19 protein-coding genes are annotated in these 19,141 nt (G+C 67.3%); 14 read left to right on the forward strand and 5 right to left on the reverse strand.

The window, feature by feature from the left end; genetic code table 11:
• Nucleotides 1-17: 17 nt before the first annotated feature.
• Nucleotides 18-467, reverse strand: coding sequence for an OsmC family protein (locus HFL01S_RS10090; RefSeq protein ID WP_066257957.1), 450 nt, complete (start codon nt 465-467; stop codon nt 18-20).
• Between the two features lie 228 nt (nt 468-695).
• On the opposite strand from HFL01S_RS10090, the gene ilvA reads away from it, so the two are divergent.
• Nucleotides 696-2,300 carry a threonine ammonia-lyase, biosynthetic gene (gene ilvA / locus HFL01S_RS10095; RefSeq protein WP_066257959.1) on the forward strand — a complete coding sequence of 535 codons (1,605 nt, stop codon included), beginning with the start codon at nt 696-698 and terminating at the stop codon, nt 2,298-2,300.
• Nucleotides 2,301-2,308: 8 nt separating this feature from the next.
• Entirely contained in the window at nt 2,309-3,394 is a 1,086-nt protein-coding gene (locus HFL01S_RS10100; protein WP_084383196.1) for a nicotinate-nucleotide--dimethylbenzimidazole phosphoribosyltransferase, read from the forward strand.
• 20 nt (nt 3,395-3,414) lie between these two features.
• Here HFL01S_RS10100 and HFL01S_RS10105 read toward each other — a convergent pair whose 3' ends face one another.
• From HFL01S_RS10105 to HFL01S_RS10115, 3 genes are read right to left on the reverse strand one after another with little or no spacing between them, the layout of a single operon-like run.
• Nucleotides 3,415-4,083 (reverse strand): 3'-5' exonuclease, encoded by a 669-nt coding sequence (locus HFL01S_RS10105; protein WP_066257961.1) that lies wholly within the window; start codon nt 4,081-4,083, stop codon nt 3,415-3,417.
• Nucleotides 4,080-5,981 (reverse strand): DUF294 nucleotidyltransferase-like domain-containing protein, encoded by a 1,902-nt coding sequence (locus HFL01S_RS10110; protein WP_066257964.1) that lies wholly within the window; start codon nt 5,979-5,981, stop codon nt 4,080-4,082. The genes HFL01S_RS10105 and HFL01S_RS10110 overlap by 4 nt, the downstream gene beginning before the upstream one ends.
• Nucleotides 5,978-6,424 (reverse strand): hypothetical protein, encoded by a 447-nt coding sequence (locus HFL01S_RS10115; RefSeq protein WP_066257966.1) that lies wholly within the window; start codon nt 6,422-6,424, stop codon nt 5,978-5,980. The genes HFL01S_RS10110 and HFL01S_RS10115 overlap by 4 nt, the downstream gene beginning before the upstream one ends.
• An 83-nt stretch (nt 6,425-6,507) precedes the next feature.
• Between HFL01S_RS10115 and gspG the strand changes: the two genes are divergently transcribed.
• The 12 genes from gspG (at nt 6,508) to HFL01S_RS10175 (ending at nt 17,998) form a co-directional block, all read left to right on the forward strand.
• Nucleotides 6,508-6,951 carry a type II secretion system major pseudopilin GspG gene (gene gspG / locus HFL01S_RS10120; RefSeq protein WP_066258008.1) on the forward strand — a complete coding sequence of 148 codons (444 nt, stop codon included), beginning with the start codon at nt 6,508-6,510 and terminating at the stop codon, nt 6,949-6,951.
• On the forward strand, nt 6,948-7,409 hold the full coding sequence (locus HFL01S_RS10125) for a prepilin-type N-terminal cleavage/methylation domain-containing protein (RefSeq protein ID WP_245644775.1): 462 nt from the start codon (nt 6,948-6,950) through the stop codon (nt 7,407-7,409). The genes gspG and HFL01S_RS10125 overlap by 4 nt, the downstream gene beginning before the upstream one ends.
• Entirely contained in the window at nt 7,406-7,777 is a 372-nt protein-coding gene (gspI, locus tag HFL01S_RS10130; RefSeq protein WP_066257968.1) for a type II secretion system minor pseudopilin GspI, read from the forward strand. The genes HFL01S_RS10125 and gspI overlap by 4 nt, the downstream gene beginning before the upstream one ends.
• Nucleotides 7,777-8,478, forward strand: a complete 702-nt coding sequence (locus tag HFL01S_RS10135; protein WP_084383198.1) for a PulJ/GspJ family protein — start codon at nt 7,777-7,779, stop codon at nt 8,476-8,478. Before gspI ends, HFL01S_RS10135 begins: the two co-directional genes overlap by 1 nt.
• On the forward strand, nt 8,478-9,464 hold the full coding sequence (gene gspK, locus HFL01S_RS10140) for a type II secretion system minor pseudopilin GspK (protein WP_245644776.1): 987 nt from the start codon (nt 8,478-8,480) through the stop codon (nt 9,462-9,464). Before HFL01S_RS10135 ends, gspK begins: the two co-directional genes overlap by 1 nt.
• 85 nt (nt 9,465-9,549) lie before the next feature.
• Entirely contained in the window at nt 9,550-10,893 is a 1,344-nt protein-coding gene (gspL, locus tag HFL01S_RS10145; protein ID WP_066257969.1) for a type II secretion system protein GspL, read from the forward strand.
• Nucleotides 10,893-11,432, forward strand: coding sequence for a type II secretion system protein M (locus HFL01S_RS10150; protein ID WP_066257970.1), 540 nt, complete (start codon nt 10,893-10,895; stop codon nt 11,430-11,432). The genes gspL and HFL01S_RS10150 overlap by 1 nt, the downstream gene beginning before the upstream one ends.
• Nucleotides 11,429-12,223: a type II secretion system protein N gene (gspN, locus tag HFL01S_RS10155; protein WP_066257973.1), complete on the forward strand. Its 795-nt coding sequence runs from the start codon at nt 11,429-11,431 to the stop codon at nt 12,221-12,223. The genes HFL01S_RS10150 and gspN overlap by 4 nt, the downstream gene beginning before the upstream one ends.
• A gap of 34 nt (nt 12,224-12,257) precedes the next feature.
• Entirely contained in the window at nt 12,258-14,408 is a 2,151-nt protein-coding gene (gene gspD / locus HFL01S_RS10160) for a type II secretion system secretin GspD (RefSeq protein WP_066257975.1), read from the forward strand.
• 10 nt (nt 14,409-14,418) lie between these two features.
• Nucleotides 14,419-15,861 carry a type II secretion system ATPase GspE gene (gene gspE, locus HFL01S_RS10165; protein ID WP_066257977.1) on the forward strand — a complete coding sequence of 481 codons (1,443 nt, stop codon included), beginning with the start codon at nt 14,419-14,421 and terminating at the stop codon, nt 15,859-15,861.
• A gap of 8 nt (nt 15,862-15,869) precedes the next feature.
• Nucleotides 15,870-17,099 (forward strand): type II secretion system inner membrane protein GspF, encoded by a 1,230-nt coding sequence (gene gspF, locus HFL01S_RS10170; protein WP_066257981.1) that lies wholly within the window; start codon nt 15,870-15,872, stop codon nt 17,097-17,099.
• Between the two features lie 2 nt (nt 17,100-17,101).
• Complete coding sequence (locus HFL01S_RS10175) at nt 17,102-17,998, forward strand: 5'-nucleotidase (RefSeq protein ID WP_066257983.1); 897 nt, start codon at nt 17,102-17,104, stop codon at nt 17,996-17,998.
• A gap of 24 nt (nt 17,999-18,022) precedes the next feature.
• Here the strand turns inward: HFL01S_RS10175 and HFL01S_RS10180 are convergent.
• A partial coding sequence (locus HFL01S_RS10180) for a DUF1566 domain-containing protein (RefSeq protein ID WP_157538824.1) occupies nt 18,023-19,141 on the reverse strand: 1,119 nt, incomplete at its 5' end.

Genomic DNA, 19,141 nt, shown 5'->3' on the forward strand with positions numbered 1-19,141 from the left:
CGAAAAGGAGGGGCCGCTCAGGCCTCCAGCAAATCGAAGCTGGTGCTGATCTCTGCCGTCTTGCCCAGCATGATGCTGGCAGAGCAGTACTTTTCGTGGCTCATCGCGATGGCCCGCTCCACGGCTGCCGAGGGAATTGCCCGACCTGTCACAGTGAAATGCATGTGGATCCGAGTGAACACCTTCGGATCGGTCAGCGCGCGCTCGGACGTGAGCTTCACACTGCAGCCCCGCACGTCATGGCGGCCGCGCTTGAGAATCAGGACCACATCGTAGGCCGTGCATCCACCCGTCCCGGCCAGCACGGTCTCCATGGGCCTGGGTGCCAGATTCGCGCCCCCGTTTTCAGGTTTGGCCGCATCCGGGGCACCGTCCATGGCCAAAAGATGGCCACTGCCCGTTTCAGCAACAAATCCCATGTGGGAGCGGGTACCGGCGGCGCCGGTCCAGGTCACGGTGCATTCCATAGCTGTGTCGGTTGTGAAAAATCTGACAGATCGAGAGTCAGCTCCCTAAAAGGTAGCAAAAACGCATCATGCCGTGTTGCGCCGCAGCATTTCTCGATACAATGGCGGCATTGTATTGAAGGTTGTCTCCTCTGCCCTCTACGGGTGGATTCAAACCCGGACTGGTTCCACCAGTCCGGGTTTTTTTTCGCGACTTCGGCTCGCTATCATCGTTGGACAGGACAAACAATGACCACACGATCCAACAAGAAGAGGGCCGCGGCACCGGCGCCTCACACCAGTGCCCCGCTCAGTCCGTCGGACTACCTCACCAGAATCCTGAATGCGCGCGTCTACGACGTCGCCGTGGAGTCTGCACTGGAACCGGCCCGCAACCTCAGCCGCCGCCTCCACAACAAGGTGCTCCTCAAGCGCGAGGACCAGCAGCCAGTATTCAGTTTCAAGCTCAGAGGTGCCTACAACAAGATGGCGCACCTGACCCCCGAGCAACTTCGCAAGGGGGTGATCTGCGCTTCGGCCGGCAACCACGCACAAGGCGTCGCACTGGGCGCCCACAAGCTGGGCACGCGGGCCGTGATCGTCATGCCCACCACCACGCCCCAGGTGAAGGTGGATGCTGTGCGCTCCTTTGGTGGCGAGGTGGTGCTCCACGGAGACAGCTATTCCGATGCCTATGAACATGCAGTTCACCTTCAAAAGAAGGAAGGACTGACTTTTGTCCATCCGTTTGACGACCCGGACGTGATCGCGGGACAGGGCACGATCGCCATGGAGATCCTGCGCCAGCTGCAAAGCCTTGGGTCAGACCATCTGGACGCGGTGTTCGTCGCCATTGGCGGGGGAGGCCTGATCTCCGGCGTGGCCAACTACATCAAGGCCGTACGCCCCGAGATCAAGGTGGTCGGCGTTCAGACGGTCGACTCGGACGCCATGCTGAAGTCCGTTCAGGCGGGAGAGCGGGTCACCCTCGGAGACGTTGGTCTCTTCGCTGACGGCACCGCGGTCAAGCTGGTGGGGGAAGAGACCTTCCGCATCGCCAGCGGTCTGGTCGACGAGTTCGTGGTGGTGGACACCGACGCGGTCTGCGCGGCCATCAAGGATGTCTTCGTGGACACCCGCAGCATCGTCGAGCCGTCGGGCGCCATGGCCGTGGCGGCCATGAAGCAGTACGTGGCCAAGCACAAGACCAAGGGCGAGACCTACGCCGCCATCCTGTGCGGTGCCAACATGAACTTCGACCGCCTGCGTTTTGTCGCCGAACGGGCGGAAGTCGGCGAAGAGCGCGAGGCGCTGTTCGCGGTCACCATTCCCGAGGAGCGGGGCAGCTTCAAGCGTTTCCTGGAGTCGTTCGACTCACTGCCCGGAGGTCCGCGCAACATCACCGAGTTCAACTACCGCATTGGTGATGCGAAAGTGGCCCATGTGTTTGTTGGTCTCACCACGCAGGGGCCTGGCGAGTCGACCAAGATCGCCAGCAACTTCCGCAAGCAGGGGTTCGAGTCGCTGGACCTCACACACGACGACCTGGCCAAGGAACACATCCGGCACATGGTGGGCGGCCACTCGCCCCTGGCCCAGGATGAACGCCTGCTGCGCTTTGTGTTTCCAGAGCGACCCGGCGCGCTGCTGAAGTTCCTGAGCCTGATGCGTCCTGGCTGGAACATCAGTCTGTTCCACTATCGCAACCAGGGTGCCGACTATGGCCGGATCCTGGTCGGGCTGCAGGTGCCGCCCAAGGACGACAAGGCGTTTGCGAAGTTTCTGGGGACCCTGGGCTACCCCTGCGTGGAAGAAACCCACAATCCGGTGTATCGACTGTTCCTCAAAAGCTGAGCAAGCCCATGAACCAACGGCCCGGGCCCATTCCCGACCTGTCAACGGACAGGGACGACCGGGCATTGCCGCCATGGCCCGAGGTGTCGCCGACGGCAAACACCCAACTCGACCTGATGGTGCAGAACCGCCTGAGGGGCAACCATGGGCAGGAGCCATCTCTAGGGCGTCTTGAGGGACTGGCCATGCAGCTGGCCCGTATCCAGCACCTCTCAGGGCACGGGCTGGAGGAGCTTCGGTTCGCGTCTCCCCAGCTGGTGGTGTTTGCTTCCGACCACGGCCTCGCGGACGAGGGTGTGTCCAGATCGCCGCAGGACCTGAGCTACCAAAGTGCCTGCGAGCTGCTCGCGGGCAAGAGTCCTGTCTGCGCGCTGGCCAGGCACCATGGCTTCGATGTGACCTTGGTGGATGCCGGTGTCGCCCACCACCTTCAGCTGCCCGAGGGCACCGAGCCTGCCGCCACTCTTCTTCTGCGCAAGATCGGCTACGGCACACGCAACGCTGCAATGGCGCCAGCCATGTCGCCGGCACAGGCGCACTCCGCCATACAGGCGGGTATGGACGTGGTGCGGCACCTGCCTGGCAATGTCGTGGCGCTGGGCAGCATCGGCGTTGCGGGTGAGTCCTCGGCGGCGTTGCTGTTGTCCCGCCTCTGCGGGGTTCCGCTGTCTGATGCCTGCGGCAAGGACCAGGAAACAGACGAGGTGTTCGGGCAGCGCAAGCTGGAAAGGCTGTTCGTTGCCGCCAGCAGGCACCGCCGCGCCACCTCGGCGCAGGCGGCTCTGGCCGCCATGGGTGGCTTCGAGATTGCCATGCTGTGCGGCGCGATGATCCAGGCGGCCAGTGAGCGCCGGGTGGTGCTGGTTGATGGCTTCGTGGCCGGAACTGCTGCGCTGGTGGCCCGCGCCATGGTCCCGGCAGTGGCCGACTATCTGGTGTACGCCCACCGCGCGGCCGAGCCTGGGCACCGACTCCTGCTGATCCACCTCCAGGCCAGTCCGCTGCTGGACATGGAGCTTCGCAGCGCAGAAGGCGTCGGAGCCCTGCTGGCCTGGCCGCTGCTGCAAGCGGCACAGCAACTGCTACAGCGCTGACCCGCGGCCAAGGCCCGCACTCAGCGCTCAGCCAGCCAGCGCCGGCGTCCGGCCAGCCGTACGAGATCGCGCCAGCGACCTCCCTCCGGCGCGATGCGAGGCCACAACCGAAGCAACAGCTCGGCCGTGGCCAGCGTGTCGGCAGACGCCTGGTGCCGGGCAGGGCACCGGATACCGAAATGAGCCATCCAGTCGTCCAGCGACCGGGCCCGCACCTCTTCGTAGGTCACGGCACAGAGATCGGCCAGGTCCAGCCACGGGTTGAGCAGCCGGTGTCCAAGATGCCGCCGGCAATGCCGGTCGATCAGTGTTTCGTCGAAGGCACTGTGAAAGGCCAGCAGCGGCGCTTGGCCGATGAAGTCGACAAAGGACTGCAGCGCCGTCGCAGGATCCACGCCGTCGCGCTGGCGCTGCTCACCGATGCCATGCAGGAGGATGTTGTCGCGATCGGACACCGCCACTTGACGCAGCACCACCTCGAAGCTGTCACCCAGCACGATCTCCGGTCGCGATGCCGGCCCAGACCCCACCCTGAGACCGATGGCCGCAATGGCCAGGAGCCGGTCATTCTTTGCGTCCAGTCCACTGGTTTCCACGTCGACGACCACCCAGCGGTCGGCGTCGGAAGAAAGCCCCGTCTCCTGGAGTCCCCACCACGACCGCACCGACGCCAGCAGGGTTGCACTCATCGCTGGTAGTCGAGCTGCACGCGCTGCTGAAGGCTGCGCACCACCCGCAGCGTCTCCCGCAGGATGCGGCGATCGATGTCGTTGAGTGCACCCACCGCGATGCGGTTGGGGTTGTCGCCCACCGAGGTGCCATCGAGCTGGGCACGCAGACGGAGCATCTGCAGAAACTCGAACCCGGCCACCCAGGCCTGGTGTTCGTGGGACGGGACGCCAAGCTTCGGACCCGCGTTTTCGAACCGCTCCCGGGTCGAGGTGGCCGCGATGCCATGGGCCAGCGCATACAGCCGGGCCACATCGATCAGGATGGCCGTGCCCTGCAGCTTGAGGTCCAGCGTGTCGAGACCATCCACCGGCGTGGTGTCGATCTGGCCGCGCCAGTTCAGCGGCGGGGCCTGCACCAGGCCATTGACCGCCAGCTGGCGGACAAACCGCGGATTGGCCGACGCCCGCTGGGTCACGACACCGCGCAGACTGGTGGCCAGACCGGCCTGCCCGGTCAGGGCGCGAAAGTCGAAGTAGATGCTGGCGTTGAGCAGGTCCTTGGGTGAGCCCTGCTCGATCCACTGCACGAAACGCTGCTGCCACTGGGACAGCGTCAGGCAGCAATCGGGGTTGCCCGCCATGATGTTGCCCCTGCACAGCGGGTAGCCACAGGCGTCCAGGGACTGGTTGATGTCCTGTGCCATGTGCAGCAGGGCGTCCCGCTCGCAGGGATTCACGTCGTCGGCAAGGATCAGCGCATTGTCCTGGTCGGTGGCAATGGTCTGCTCACCCCGCCCCTCGGAACCCAGGGCGATCCAGCAAAAACGCTGCAGGTCAAGACCGTGTTCGGCGGCCTTCAGTGCCACCAGCCGCGCCGTCAGCAGGTCGTTGAGGTGGCTGATCAGCTGAGTCAGCTGCAGCGCCTGCACACCCTGGCCCAGCAGGTGCCGCGCAAACTCGCGGATGTCATGAGCGGCGGCCTGCAGGGCGGGAATGCCCGTCGCATGGCGGATGCGCTCGCTCACCTGGTTGAGGCTCATGCGCTGAAGGGCATAAAGGTCGCGCTCGGACACGATGCCCACCAGCCGCCCCTGCTGCGTCACGGGCACGTGGCGAATGCCTTTGGCAGACATCAGCAGCGCCGCCTCCTGGGCGCTGCGGTCGGACTCCAGCATGTGCACCGGCCCCACCATGACCGCCGACATCGGCACATCCAGCGACACGCCGGCCAGGGCGACGCGGTCGAGCACGTCGTAGCGGGTGAGGATGCCGACGGGGCGCTGCCCTTCGTCCACCACCAGCATCGACCCGATGCGCAAGCGGTGCATGTCCTCCAGCGCCTGGCGCAACGGCGTGCCGGGCGCACAGCTGACCGGCGCGTGGCGGCACAGCCGCTCCAGCGGCGTTTCCATCGACTGCTCGGCCAGGACCCTCGATGCGTAGGCCGCCTGCAGCGCCGAGCGCGAAAGCTCCAGAAACCGCAGCACACGCCGGTTCAGGAAGTCCCCGAACACCGGACTGAGCTGCGCCAGCGCCTGCATCCGCTCGGCCGGCAGGCGCAGCACAAAGGTGTCTTCGGTCGCCAGATAGGCGGTGCTGGTGGCGCGCTGTGCGAGCACCGCGCTGATCGGGAACAGGTCACCGGCCTCGTATTCGAACGCCCCGCCAGCGACATCGGAAAGCCCCCGCTTGCCCACCACCGCGCCGCGACGGATGAAAAACAGTTCGCTGGCGGGTCCATCCTCTGGCCGGACCAGCGCCTCGCCAGGAGCGAAGTACGCCTGCCGCGTCGCCTCCACAAAGGCCCGGACATGGCCCGCATCCATTTCGTCGAAAGGGGGAAAGCGGCCCAGTTCCGCCGCCAGCTGGTCCAGCAGCGAGGCGGACGGGCTGGGGGCAGATGGTGCCGGGCTCACCGGGACTCCACGGGCTCCGGAAGATTGAGCTCCAGTGCAGCCGGGTCTTCGGCAGTCGTGCCCAAGCGGGCCACTTTGGGCCCGACCGAAAGAAGGCGCAATTCACCGTCGACCACGCCACCGACCACCACGGGGCGGGGCGGCTGTCCATCGATGGCGATCAGCGCGGCACCGCTCTGGCCTGGCTGACTGGCCAGTCCCAGAAGCTTGAAACGGGACGACAGGGGAGGCGCCACCGGAGCGGCCGCCTGCGCCTCGGGCACGGCTCCGAGCACGCGGGCAACACCCGTTGCATCCGACTGGATCGGCGGTGAGCCAAGGGCACCTACAGGCACCAGTGGTTCACGGCCCCACAGCTGCAACATCCAGTAACCCGAAAGCAGCGCCACCACCAGCCAGAGCAGGCCGGCCGTGAGGCTTGCAAGGGAAGGTGTCTTGAGCATGAACACATTATCATCCACCTTCTCTGGCGCACCGCGCCACGTGCTTCCGGGAGCCTGTCTTGAAATTCGCCTCTGTCACTTCGATCTCCACCTCTGGTTCTTCTCCTGCGCACGGTCGGCGCCAGCGAGGCTTCACGCTGATCGAGCTGATGGTGGTGCTGGTCATCATCGGTGTGCTGGCGGCCCTCATCGTGCCCAACGTCCTGAACCGCGCCGACGATGCACGCGTGACCGCGGCCAGGACGGACGTCAACAACCTGATGCAGGCGCTCAAGCTGTACAAGCTGGACAACCAGCGCTTCCCCTCCGGTGCGCAAGGCCTGACCGCACTGGTGGCCCGGCCCACTGCTGCGCCGGTACCACCCAACTGGCGTCCCTACCTCGACAAGCTGCCGGCCGACCCCTGGAACCAGCCCTACCAGTACGTGAACCCCGGTGTGCACGGCGAGGTGGACGTGCTGTCGCTGGGCGCCGATGGTCAACCTGGCGGAGAGGGCAAGGACGCCGACATCGGCAGCTGGCAGTGAACACCCGCACACGCGGCTTCACACTGCTGGAGCTGCTGGTGGTGGTGTCCATCATTGCGCTGGCCACCGCCGGTGTGAGTCTTTCCTTGCGGGACAGCGATTCCACGGCGCTTGAGAACGAGTCTCTCCGGCTGGCCGCACTGCTCGAGTCGGCGCGAGCGCAGTCGCGAGCCAGCGGCGCGCCGGTGCGCTGGAAACCCAATGGAGAGGGTTTCGAGTTCCAGGGCATCACATCGCGTTCCAAGTCGGCGGACTCACTGACCAGACCCCGCAGCTGGCTCCACCCGGAAACACGGGTGCGCGTGGTCCAGCCGCCAGGCACCTCGGAGCTGCTGCTCGGGCCGGAACCGCTGATCGCCGCCCAGCGCATCGAACTGGCCCGAGGCGAGCAGCGCCTGGTGCTGGGCACAGACGGCCTCGCACCCTTTGCCGTGATCGCTGATCCATCCACGCCATGAACCGGCACAGCCGCGGCTTCACGCTGATCGAGATCCTGGTGGCCCTGGCCGTGGTTGCTGTGGCGCTGGCCGCCGGCTCCCAGGCGACCTCCGCGCTCACACGGGCGGCCGCGCGCCAGAGCGACCAGTGGCTGGCGCAGCTGTGCGCCGAAAACGAGCTCATCCGGCTGCGCCTGCTGCGGCAGTTGCCGGGCACCGGTGAAAGCACCGCCGAGTGCCAGCAGGCAGGCCGCACACTCAAAGTGAGGCTATCCGTGCAGCCCACCCCCAACCCGAACTTCCAGCGCGTCGATGCGATCGTGGAGGGCGCGGTTGATGGCAACGAAGTCCGGCTGCTGAGCCTGTCGACCGTGATGGGACGGTACTGATGCGCACGGGTGACCCGACTCCACGACCACGCGAACGGGGCTTCACCCTGGTCGAACTGCTGGTGGCGCTGGCGGTGATGTCCATGCTGGCCATGCTGAGCTGGCGTTCCATCGATGCCATGCACCGGACGCAGACCCTGACCCAGGAACGGGCCGACGAGCTGCTGCGGTTGCAGGCGGCGCTGGGACAGTGGGCCGCCGACCTGGACGCGCTGGTGGACACCAAGGAGCTCAGCCCGCTGGCGTTCGATGGCCGGATGTTGCGCCTGACCCGGCGGGACGCCGCGGAAAGCGCGCTGCGCAGCGACGGCATTCGCGTAGTCGCCTGGACTCGCATGCAGTCCGGCAACGCGGGTGCCCAGTGGATGCGCTGGCAGTCCGGCCCGATCAAACGCCGGGACGAGCTCGCCGATGCCTGGGCCAGGGCCGCAGCATGGATTGAATCGCCCGGTGAAATCGACGGTCGCGACACCCAGGTCGCGCTGGCCGCGATCGACCAGTGGCAACTTTTCTATCACCGCGGGGAAACCTGGGGGAACCCGCAGTCGTCTGTCGGCAACGAGAACGCCGGCATCACCCTGGGAAGCGACGACGCGATCCCCAACGGCGTTCGTCTGGTGCTGACCCTGTCGGCGGGACGGGGCCTCTCCGGGAAGCTGACCAGCGACTGGGTGCGCCCATCCCTACTGGCCGCACGCTGATGAAGAAGATGCACGCTTCATCCAGGGAACGCGGGGCCGCCCTGCTGCTGGCCATGCTGACGGTCACACTGGTGGCGACGCTGGCCTCGGCAGCACTCTGGCAGCAATGGCGCTCCTCCGAAGTCGAGGCCGCCGAACGACAACGTCTTCAGGCCGGCTGGATCCTGGTGGGCGCCCTGGACTGGGCGCGGCTCATCCTGCGCGAAGACGGTCGCAGCAACCGCACCAGCGGCGCCGCCGACCACCTGGGCGAACCCTGGGCGACGCCCCTGGAAGAAGCCCGGCTGTCCTCCTTCCTGGCCGCCGACAAGAACAACAGCGCGGACGATCTGCTGCCCGCGTTTCTGTCCGGCGAAATCAAGGACGCCCAGTCCCGGCTGAACTTCGGCAACCTCGTCAGGGTCAGCCAGACGGGTTCGCAATCAAAGGTGGAGCTGTCGACCACCGACCTTGCCATGTTCGAGCGGCTGTTCACCCTGCTGAACCTGCCCAAGCCCGAACTGGCAGCGGCGTCGGCCAACCTGCTCAAAACCACCGAGCGGGCCCTCAACGACCCGGAACCGTCCACCTCGCCGCTGACGCCCCAGCGCTTTGCCCAGCTGGCCTGGCTGGGCCTGAGCCCGACCACCCTGCAGGCCCTGCGGCCCCATGTGACGGTTCTGCCCGAACGCACCCTGCTCAACCTGAACACGGTCACGCCCGAGGTGCTCAGCGCCAGCGTGCCAGGCCTGGACCTGGCGCTGGCCCAGCAGGTGGTGGCTGCCCGGGACACCGCGCCTTTCACCAAACTGGAGGATGCCATCCAGCGCATCCCGGGCGCCAGCCAGCAATCGGTCGGCAGCCAGCGCCATGATGTGCGCAGCCGGTTTTTTGAGGTGTACATCCGTCTTCGACTGGACGACACCGTGATCGAAGAACGCTCGCTGGTCCAGCGTGATGGCTTGAGAACCCGGGTGCACTGGCGCGAACGGGTGGCGCCATCATGAGCGCCGGCTTCATCCGCTGGCCCCGGCTCGTCCCTAAAATAGCCCTCCGCCCAGTACCCACGGGGCATTGCAGCCTCTCTATCACGTGCTGATCCTCACTCCGACCAACTTCAGCGCCGCCATGCCCACATCGACTTCGGTGCTGGACTGGGCGCTTTCTTCCAACGGACGGGTCGTGTCGGACCACGGGGGCTGCGCGCTGTCGCTGCTGCCCGCCGACGACGATGTCGTGCTGGTGCTGCCGCCCCGCCTCGTGTCCTGGCACCGGGTCGCCCTGCCCAAGGTGGCGAGTGCCCGTGCGAGGGCCGCCCTGGACGGGATGCTGGAGGACCGGCTGCTCAACGATCCGGCGGAGCTTCACATGGCCCTCGAACCGGGCGGCCGTCCAGGGCAGACGCTCTGGGTGGCGGCCTGCAACAAGGCATGGCTCCAGGCCTGGCTGCAGGCCCTCGAAGCTGCAGGAAGGCCCGCCACCCGCATCGTGCCGGCCCTCTGGCCCACGTCGGCAGGCGGTTCGGAATACGGTGAAACCGTGCACTGGGCGCACGACGAAGGCAACCGCGTCTGGCTGTCCACCGCCAGCCCGCTGGGGGTGCGCAGCATTCCCCTGCGCGAGAATGGTTCGAGCACCTACGGCACCAGCAGCCGGTTCGGCACCGACAGCAGGTTTGGCCCCGACAGCAGCTTTGGGCCGGCCAGCACGTTCGGTGACTCCAGCTTCGGCAGCCTCGGATCTTCCACCGGCCGAGGCCCCGAGTACACCCTGACCGCAGCGTCCGACCCGGCCACCACGAGCTGGTTCGCGGACCCGTCGATCACCGGACTGGCCGAACAGGTGTGCAACCAGCGCTTCGAGCTCATGCCGACAGCCGACTGGCTGCTGCGCTGCGCGCAGTCCGACTGGAACCTCGCCCAGTTCGATCTCCGGCTGTCCAGCGGAGCGCGGCGCACGCAGCGCATGCGGCAGGGATGGCGCCACTTTGCCAGCGCCGCACCATGGAAGCCGGCGCGCTGGGCCCTGGTGGCGCTTGTGCTGACCGTCCTTGGCGGCGTGAACGCGATGGCCTGGAAAGAACGTTCGGCCCTTCAGGCCAAGCAACAGGCCATCCGGCAGACCTTGCAGAGCACCTTCCCCGAAGTCGGTCTCGTGCTGGACGCTCCGGTGCAGATGCAGCGCGAACTCACCCGGCTGCAGCAGGCCAGCGGCACCCTGTCGGCACAGGATCTCGAAGGCATGCTCGCATTCATTGCGACGACCGAACCAAGCGCGTCTCTGAGCAGCATCGACTTCCTGAGCGGTGAAGCAAGACTGGGCATCGGAGGTCTGCCCGAAGACCGTCTGATGGCACTGCAACAGGCTATGGCCTCGCGGGGCTGGCAGGTCAGCTCGGACTCGGGCATGTTGAATGTTCAGGCAAAGGCCCCCTGATGTCTGCCAAACGATCTATCCCCGTTTCTTCGGCCTTCGCCCGGGTGGGCCAGCGCCTCGGTGCCTCTCTGGAAGGCATGCCCGCCCGCCAGCAGAAGGCGCTGCGCCTTGCGGCCTGGGTGGTGGGGCTGGCGCTCCTGTGGTGGGTGGCGCTGGCACCGGCCGTGTCCACCCTGCGGCAGGCACGCACACAGCACAACGAGCTGGACAAGGCCTTGGGGCGCATGCAGGAGCTGGCGGCCAGTGCAGAAATCATCCGCACCCAGAACGCCGCCCCCGTGCCCGCACCCGAAGTGGCCAGGCAGGCGCTGGAACAGGCCACCAGCGGACTGGGCGCCGGCGCTCAGCTCGCGCAGCAGGGCAACCGCGTCACCGTCACCCTGCGGGAGATTCCGGCCGCGACCCTGGCGCAGTGGCTGCAACAGGTGCGTGTGAACGCCCGCGTGGTGCCGGTGCAGGTGCAGCTCCAGCGCAGCGGCAACAACCCCTCATGGACAGGACAGGTGGTGCTGGCCGGTCCGGGACTGGGGGGCCAATGACGGAACACCGCAAACCCGCACGCTGGGCCTGGCTGGGGGCCATCTTCGGCACGCTGCTCGCACTGATCGCGTTTGCGCCCGCCTTGTGGGTGGGCGCCCTGCTCTCGCACTACACCAGCGGCAAGGTGCAATTGCTCAACACCGGGGGCACGGTTTGGAGCGGACGTGGCGATGTGCTTCTGAGCGGCGGCGAGGGCAGTCGCGGCCAGACGGCGCTGCCACAGGGACTTCGCTGGAAGCTGCGTCCCGGCTGGTCCCAGGGCCCGGTGCTGCGCATGAGCCTGTCCTCGCCCTGCTGCACCGAACAACCGCTGTCCATCGCCTTGCGCCCTGGCTTCGGTGGAGCGCAGGCGCGTGTCGACGCCTTCAGCAGCCGCTGGCCAGCCGCCATGCTGGTGGGCCTGGGCACGCCGTGGAACACCTTGCGCATGGACGGGCAACTGCTGGTGCAGTCGCCCGGTTTCTCACTGAACCTGAATGGCGGGCGCCCCCGCCTGGACGGACAGCTGGTGGTGGAGGCCCACGACCTCGCCACGCGCGTGTCCACCCTGCGCCCTCTGGGCAGCTACCGCGTCGAGTTCCGCTCGGCAGGGGACGGCGACAACGCGGCACTCAAGCTGGCCACGCTCAAAGGCGGCTTGCTGCTCGATGGCGATGGTCAGTGGTCGGGCGGGCGCCTGCGTTTCCGGGGCGTGGCATCGGCCGCACCCGGCCAGGAGTCGGCGCTCGCCAACCTGCTGAGCATCATTGGCCGCCGCGATGGCGCCCGTACCCTGTTGACGTTTGGTTAACAGCCAGAGCGAGACTTCGCGATAGGATCAACAGATGAAATCGACCCACTCCCCTGCCGTGCTGGCACTGGCACTCGCCGTGCTGACCGGCACCCTGGGCGCCCCCACCGCATGGGCCCAGTCCAAGAACGCTGCCGAGCCGGTCGTGCTCAACTTCGTCGGCGCCGAAATTGAAGCCGTGGCCCGCACCATGGCCACCATCACCGGACGCAATGTCGTGGTGGACCCGCGGGTCAAGGGCACCGTCAACCTGTCGACCGACAGGCCGGTGGCCCCCATCGTGGCGCTCAACCAGTTTGCCGCCGCGCTGCGCCTGCAAGGTTTCTCGCTGATTGAAACAGGCGGCCTGTACAAGATCGTGCCCGAGGCCGACGCCAAGCTCCAGAGCAACACCGTCAGTGCCGGCCCGGTCAGCCAGCTGCCCGCCAGCAACCAGATCGTCACCCAGATCTTCCGGCTCAACCACGAATCGGCCAACAACCTGGTGCCCGTGCTGCGCCCGCTGATCGGGCCCAACAACACCATCAACGTCAACCCGGGCAACAACTCGCTGGTCATCACCGACTACGCCGACAACCTGCAGCGCATCGGGCGCATCATCGCGTCGCTGGACGTCTCCGGCGCCACCGATGTGGAAGTGATTCCGCTGCAGCACGCCCTGGCCGCCGACCTGGCCCCCATGGTGCTCAAGCTGATCGAGCCGGGCAGCACGGGGGTGGCCGCCGCCGGACAGGCGGGCGACACCTCGTACAAGACCACCCTGATCGCCGAGCCCCGCAGCAACAGCCTCGTGTTGCGGGCCGCCAACCCCGCGCGCCTGGCCCTGGCCAGATCCCTGGTGGCCCAGCTGGACCGCCCGAGCAGCATCGATGCGGCCGGCAACATCCACGTGGTCTATCTGAAGAACGCCGATGCGGTCAACCTCGCAGCCACGCTGCGGGCGGCCATGGCCGGCGAAGGCAGCGGCGGAGCGGCCGGATCGGCCGGCGTCACGACGGTGCGAAGCAGCACCGGCGGCATGTCCCAGACGCCCAGCACCGCCGCCAACCCCGCCACCACGCCGGTGACGGCCAGCGCCGGCCCGTCCACCGGCGGCCAGATCCAGGCCGACCCGGCGACCAACGCACTGATCATCACGGCGCCCGAGCCGCAGTACCGCCAGCTGCGCGCGGTGATCGACCAGCTGGATTCGCGCCGTGCCCAGGTCTATGTGGAAAGCCTGATCGCCGAGGTCAACGCCGACAAGGCGGCCGAGTTCGGCATCCAGTGGCAAGGCCCCCTGGGCAACCTCGGCGAGAACACCGTGGGGCTGCTGGGCACCAACTTCGGCACCGGCGGCAACAACATCCTGACCAACCTGCTGCCCATCGCCCAGGCCGACACGGCCAACATCCAGGCACCTGGAACCGGCCTGAACTTCGGCATGGCCTCGCGCCGCAACGGCATCTACCTGCTGGGTTTCCTGGCGCGCTTCCTGCAGCAGAACGGCGACGGCAACATCCTGTCCACACCCAACCTGCTGACGCTGGACAACGAGGAAGCCAAGATCGTGATCGGCCAGAACGTGCCCTTCGTGACCGGGCAGTTCACCAACACCGGCGCCGGCAACGGCAACAACGGCTCGGTCAATCCGTTCCAGACCATCGAGCGCAAGGACGTGGGTCTGACACTGCGCGTCAAGCCGCAGATCAGCGAGAACGGCACCATCAAGATGACCATCTCCCAGGAGGTCAGCAGCGTGCAGGCGTCGTCGGTCAACTCGACCACCGGCCTCATCACCAACAAGCGCACCATCGAGTCGACCGTGCTGGTCGACGACGGCGGCATCGTGGTGCTGGGCGGCCTGCTGCAGGACGAGTACTCCGGCAACCAGGAGAAGGTGCCCGGTCTGGGCGACATCCCGCTGCTGGGCAACCTTTTCAAGAGCGAGAGCCGCAACCGCAAGAAGACCAACCTGATGGTGTTCCTGCGGCCGGTGGTGTTGCGCGACGCGCGATCCACCAACAGCTTCTCGCTCGACCGCTATGAGCTGATGCGGTCGACGCAGAAGGACGCGCAGCCCACCAGCAGCGCCACAGTTCCCGTGAACGTCGGCCCGGTCATGCCGCCGCAGCGCGCCCCTGAGAGCACGCCTGCGGCCGCCCCTGCAGCCACGCCTGCGCCGCCGGCCGCGCCGTCGAACTGACAGAGCCCCGATGAAACACCCGCTGCCCTACGCATTCGCGCGCGAAAACCTCTGGCTGCTGGAGGAGGAGGACGGGCGGCTGACCCTGCGGGGCAGCTCCAGCGCCGCCGCAGACGAAGAGGCGCAGACGCGCCGGCTCTCGGCGCTGTCGGAAATCCTCCGCTGCCACGACGTGGAGGAGCTGCAGTGGGAGCCCGGTGAACTGCTGACCCAGCGCATCAGCGCCGCCTATGCGCAGGGTGAGTCCAGCGCCGCGGCGGTGGTCAGCGAGGTGCAGAGCGACGCCGACCTCAGCCGCATGATGCAGGAGCTGCCGGCCATTGAGGACTTGCTGGAGACCGCCGACGACGCGCCCATCATCCGCATGCTCAACGCGCTGCTGACCCAGGCCGCGCGCGACGGCGCCAGCGACATCCATATCGAACCCTTCGAGCGCCATTCGAGCGTGCGCTTCCGCGTCGACGGCACGCTGCGCGAGGTGGTTCAGCCCAACCGCGCGCTGCACGCGGCACTCATTTCGCGCCTGAAGATCATGGCCGAGCTCGACATCTCCGAGAAGCGCCTGCCGCAGGACGGCCGCATCTCGCTGCGCATCGGCACGCGCGCGGTCGACGTGCGCGTCTCCACCCTGCCCAGCGCCCACGGCGAACGCGCGGTGCTGCGCCTGCTGGACAAGAGCGAGAGCCGCCTCAACCTGGAGGCGGTCGGCATGCAGGGCGATGTGCTGGAACGCTTCGAGAAGCTGATCCACCAGCCGCACGGCATCATCCTCGTGACCGGGCCGACCGGCTCGGGCAAGACCACCACGCTGTACGCCTCGCTGCAGCGGCTGGACGCGACGCAGCAGAACATCATGACGGTCGAGGACCCGATCGAGTACGAGCTGCCCGGCATCGGCCAGACCCAGGTCAACGCCAAGATCGACCTCGACTTCGCCCGCGCCCTGCGCGCCATCCTGCGCCAGGACCCGGACGTGGTCATGATCGGCGAGATCCGCGACTTCGAGACCGCGCAGATCGCCATCCAGGCCTCGCTCACCGGCCACCTGGTGCTGGCCACGCTGCACACCAACGATTCGGTCAGTGCCGTCACGCGCCTGATCGACATGGGCGTCGAGCCCTTCCTGCTGAGCAGCTCGCTGCTGGGCGTGCTGGCGCAGCGCCTGGTGCGCAAGCTCTGCCCGAAGTGCAAGCGCCAGGACGCCAACGGCCGCTGGCACCCGGTGGGTTGCGCGCACTGCAACCAGTCCGGCTACAAGGGCCGCACGGGCATCTACGAGCTGCTGGTGACGGGCGACAAGATCCGCTCGCTCATCCACAACCGCGCCGCCGAAAGCAAGATTTTTGTGGCCGCCGAAGCCGCGGGCCTGCGCACCATGCGCGCAGACGGTCAGCGGCTGATCGACGAAGGCATCACCTCGGAAGCCGAAGTTCTCAGCGTGACGAGAGACTGAGCGTTCTCATGCCCGCCTACTCCTTCGAAGCGCTGAACGCGCAGGGCGCGACGCAAAAAGGCCTGATCGACGCCGACACCGCCAAGGCGGCGCGCAGCATGCTGCGGGGCCGCGGCCTGGTGCCGCTGGCGGTCGAGCCGGCGGTGTCGTCCAACAGCGGCGGCCGTGGCAGCGGGCTGAACATGACGCTCTGGGGCGGCCGTGTCTTCAACGCCACCACGCTGGCGGTCTGGACGCGGCAGCTCGCCGGACTGGTGTCCTCGGGCCTGCCGCTGGAACGCGCGCTTTCGGCACTGGCCGAGGAAGCCGAAAAAGACGAACAGCGCCGCCTAGTCGCCAGTCTGCGCGCAGAGGTCAATGCCGGTGCGGCCTTCGCCACCGCGCTGGGTCAGCACCCGCGCGAGTTCTCGCCCATCTACACCGGCGTCATCGCGGCCGGCGAGCAGAGCGGGCAACTGGGCACGGTGCTGGAGAGTCTGGCCGACGACCTCGAAACCCGCGAGGCCCTCAAGAACAAGCTGATCGGCGCCTCGCCCTACCCGGCCATCGTCACCGTGGTGGCGATCGTGATCGTGGTGTTCCTGGTCAGCTACGTGGTGCCGCAGGTGGCGGGTGTGTTCGCGGGCAGCAAGCGCGCCCTGCCCTTCCTGACCGTGGTGATGCTGGCCATCAGCGACTTCGTGCGCAGCTACGGCTGGCTCATGCTCGGCCTGCTGGTGCTGGCCGGCGTGGGCCTGGCCCTGGCCCGCCGCAACGACGCGCTGCGGCTGCGCATGGACGCGGCCTGGCTGCGCCTGCCTCTGGTGGGGCGCCTGGCGCGCGGCTACAACGCGGCCCGCTTCGCCGCCACGCTGGCCATGCTGGCGGCGGCGGGCGTGCCGATCCTGCGGGCACTGCAGACCGCGGCCGAAACCCTGTCCAACCGCTCGATGCGCGCCGACGCGCTGGACGCGCTGGTGCTGGTTCGAGAAGGTGCACCGCTGGCGTCGGCGCTGGCCAGCAAGAAGCGCTTTCCGCCGCTGGTGGCCATGTTCGCGCGGCTGGGCGAGCAGACCGGCCAGCTGCCGGTGATGCTGCAGCGCGCCGCGGTTCAGCTCGGCGCCGAGGTGCAGCGCCGCGCCATGCACCTGGCGACCATCCTGGAGCCGCTGCTCATCGTGGCCATGGGCGTGGTCGTGATGCTGATCGTGCTGGCGGTGCTGATGCCCATCATCCAGCTCAACCAACTCGTCAAGTAAACATGCCGGTCACCCTGGACGGACAGCTCGTCGTCGCCATTTCCTCGCGCGCCCTGTTCGACTTTGAAGAGGAGAACCGCGTCTTCGAAACCGGCGACGACCGGGCCTACATGAAGCTGCAGCTGGACCGGCTGGAGCAGCCCGCCCAGCCCGGCGTGGCCTTCTCGCTGGTGAAGAAGCTGCTGGCCTTCAACGACCCCCAGGCCCAGCGGGTCGAGGTGGTGATCCTCTCGCGCAACGACCCGGTCTCGGGCATGCGGGTGTTCCGCTCGGCCCAGCACTACGGCCTGCCGATCCAGCGCGGCAGCTTCACACGCGGCCAGCCGCCCTGGCGCTACCTGAGGCCGCTGCGCGCCAACCTGTTCCTCTCCACGCACCTGGCCGACGTGCGCGCCGCGCTGGGTGCCGGCGTGCCCGCCGCCCAGGTCTATCCGCAGTCGGTGCACGCCAGCGACGCCCATCCGCACGAGGTGCGCATCGCGTTCGACGGCGACGCGGTGCTGTTCTCCGACGAGGCCGAACGGGTCTACCAGGCCCAGGGCCTGAACGCGTTCCAGCAGCACGAACAGGCCAAGGCCGGGCAACCGCTGCAGGGCGGCCCTTTCAAGCCCCTGCTCGAAGCCCTGCACCGCCTGCAGACCGAGGGCACAAGCGCCATGCACATCCGCACCGCGCTGGTCACCGCGCGCTCGGCGCCCGCGCACGAGCGCGCGATCCGCACGCTGATGGAATGGGACATCCAGGTCGACGAGGCCATGTTCCTGGGCGGTCTGCCCAAGGGCGAGTTTCTGCGCGAGTTCGAACCCGACTTTTTCTTCGACGACCAGACCGGCCACATCGAGTCGGCCGCCCTGCATGTGCCCGCCGGGCACGTGGCTTCGGGCGTGTCCAACGCCTGACGCCCGGCCACAGCCCGCACCGAATCAGGGATTGATCCGGACCAGGCGCACCCCTGTGATATCGGTGCGGTTGGTGTAGCCCACCGCACCGGTGGTGAACCCAACCGCCCAGGCGCCCGCCGTGTTCGCCACCAGGGGCGTCGACGACCAGGCGGCCGGCTCACCCAACGCCGGGAACGCAGCGGAATCGATCCTTAGTGAGGCGGTCCGCGTGCGGTCCACCAGGCTTCCCAGCTCCTTGATGTTGGGCAGGCGCCAGCCACTCAGATCCCGCGCATGGGTCAGGGCCTGCTCCTGCGTGAATGTGCTGGCCGTGCCGGTGCAGGTGCTGCCGTTCCAGGCCATGCCTTCCAGGCAGCGGCGCCACTGCAGTCCGGTGAGCGCGTCGTTGACCAGGTTGTTGGCGGCATCGCCGGCATAGGCCACGCTGCTGAAGCTGAAGCGCGGACCATTGAGCATGCTGCCGCGCACCAGCCGGACGAAATTGGCATTGCTGGTGGAGTCGGTGACGACCATGCCGTCGTCAAAGGACGTGGTGAACCCGATCGACGTCGACGAAGTGTCGGACGACCAGTACTTGCCCGCCTGCGTACCCGACGGCCCCTTGCTCAATGCCATTGGGGGCGACGTGTCGCCATAGCGGACCATGGTCTGCAGCTCCAGCGCCGTGGGCAGGCGCCAGTCGCTGAAGCCGCACAGCGCCAGTGCGTTGACCGCTGCCACATAGCCACTGGCGTCGGTGGCGGCGTTGTTGCCCAGGCGGGTGTAGGTGTTGGTGCCTGCGCGGGTGCCTGAACCGGTTTTCCCCTCCCAGATCAGACCGGTGATTTCGTCGGCCATGCACTGGTCGCTGGTGAACCCGGTCAGCAGCAAAAACCGCATGGGGTTGATCCCGGAGCGGTGCCCGTCCTGCTGAGGATTCAGACTGGTGGCGGCAATGTTGGAACAAGCGACCAGTGTGTTGCTGCCGGACTGAAGGCACTGTGTATCGGTCACCCCGCTGTTGGGTAGTTTTTCGGCCCGCCAGTCGGTGTCCAGCACGTAGTAGCCAATGCCTTCAAAGCTGTAGGTCGCCGCGAGGTTGGCGAGGATGCTGTTCTTCTCCACCTCGCTGGCCGTGTAGAAGTGAAAGCCCTTGCCGGG

It is taken from the genome of Hydrogenophaga flava NBRC 102514 (assembly GCF_001571145.1).
Lineage (GTDB): Bacteria > Pseudomonadota > Gammaproteobacteria > Burkholderiales > Burkholderiaceae_C > Hydrogenophaga > Hydrogenophaga flava.

What these genes read in the sequence shown, in the direction of transcription:
- HFL01S_RS10090 (WP_066257957.1), bottom strand. Translation starts at nt 467, where the DNA reads ATGGAATGCACCGTGACCTGGACCGGCGCCGCCGGTACCCGCTCCCAC.
- ilvA (WP_066257959.1), top strand. Translation starts at nt 696, where the DNA reads ATGACCACACGATCCAACAAGAAGAGGGCCGCGGCACCGGCGCCTCAC.
- HFL01S_RS10100 (WP_084383196.1), top strand. Translation starts at nt 2,309, where the DNA reads ATGAACCAACGGCCCGGGCCCATTCCCGACCTGTCAACGGACAGGGAC.
- HFL01S_RS10105 (WP_066257961.1), bottom strand. Translation starts at nt 4,083, where the DNA reads ATGAGTGCAACCCTGCTGGCGTCGGTGCGGTCGTGGTGGGGACTCCAG.
- HFL01S_RS10115 (WP_066257966.1), bottom strand. Translation starts at nt 6,424, where the DNA reads ATGCTCAAGACACCTTCCCTTGCAAGCCTCACGGCCGGCCTGCTCTGG.
- gspI (WP_066257968.1), top strand. Translation starts at nt 7,406, where the DNA reads ATGAACCGGCACAGCCGCGGCTTCACGCTGATCGAGATCCTGGTGGCC.
- HFL01S_RS10135 (WP_084383198.1), top strand. Translation starts at nt 7,777, where the DNA reads ATGCGCACGGGTGACCCGACTCCACGACCACGCGAACGGGGCTTCACC.
- gspK (WP_245644776.1), top strand. Translation starts at nt 8,478, where the DNA reads ATGAAGAAGATGCACGCTTCATCCAGGGAACGCGGGGCCGCCCTGCTG.
- HFL01S_RS10150 (WP_066257970.1), top strand. Translation starts at nt 10,893, where the DNA reads ATGTCTGCCAAACGATCTATCCCCGTTTCTTCGGCCTTCGCCCGGGTG.
- gspN (WP_066257973.1), top strand. Translation starts at nt 11,429, where the DNA reads ATGACGGAACACCGCAAACCCGCACGCTGGGCCTGGCTGGGGGCCATC.
- gspD (WP_066257975.1), top strand. Translation starts at nt 12,258, where the DNA reads ATGAAATCGACCCACTCCCCTGCCGTGCTGGCACTGGCACTCGCCGTG.
- gspE (WP_066257977.1), top strand. Translation starts at nt 14,419, where the DNA reads ATGAAACACCCGCTGCCCTACGCATTCGCGCGCGAAAACCTCTGGCTG.
- gspF (WP_066257981.1), top strand. Translation starts at nt 15,870, where the DNA reads ATGCCCGCCTACTCCTTCGAAGCGCTGAACGCGCAGGGCGCGACGCAA.
- HFL01S_RS10175 (WP_066257983.1), top strand. Translation starts at nt 17,102, where the DNA reads ATGCCGGTCACCCTGGACGGACAGCTCGTCGTCGCCATTTCCTCGCGC.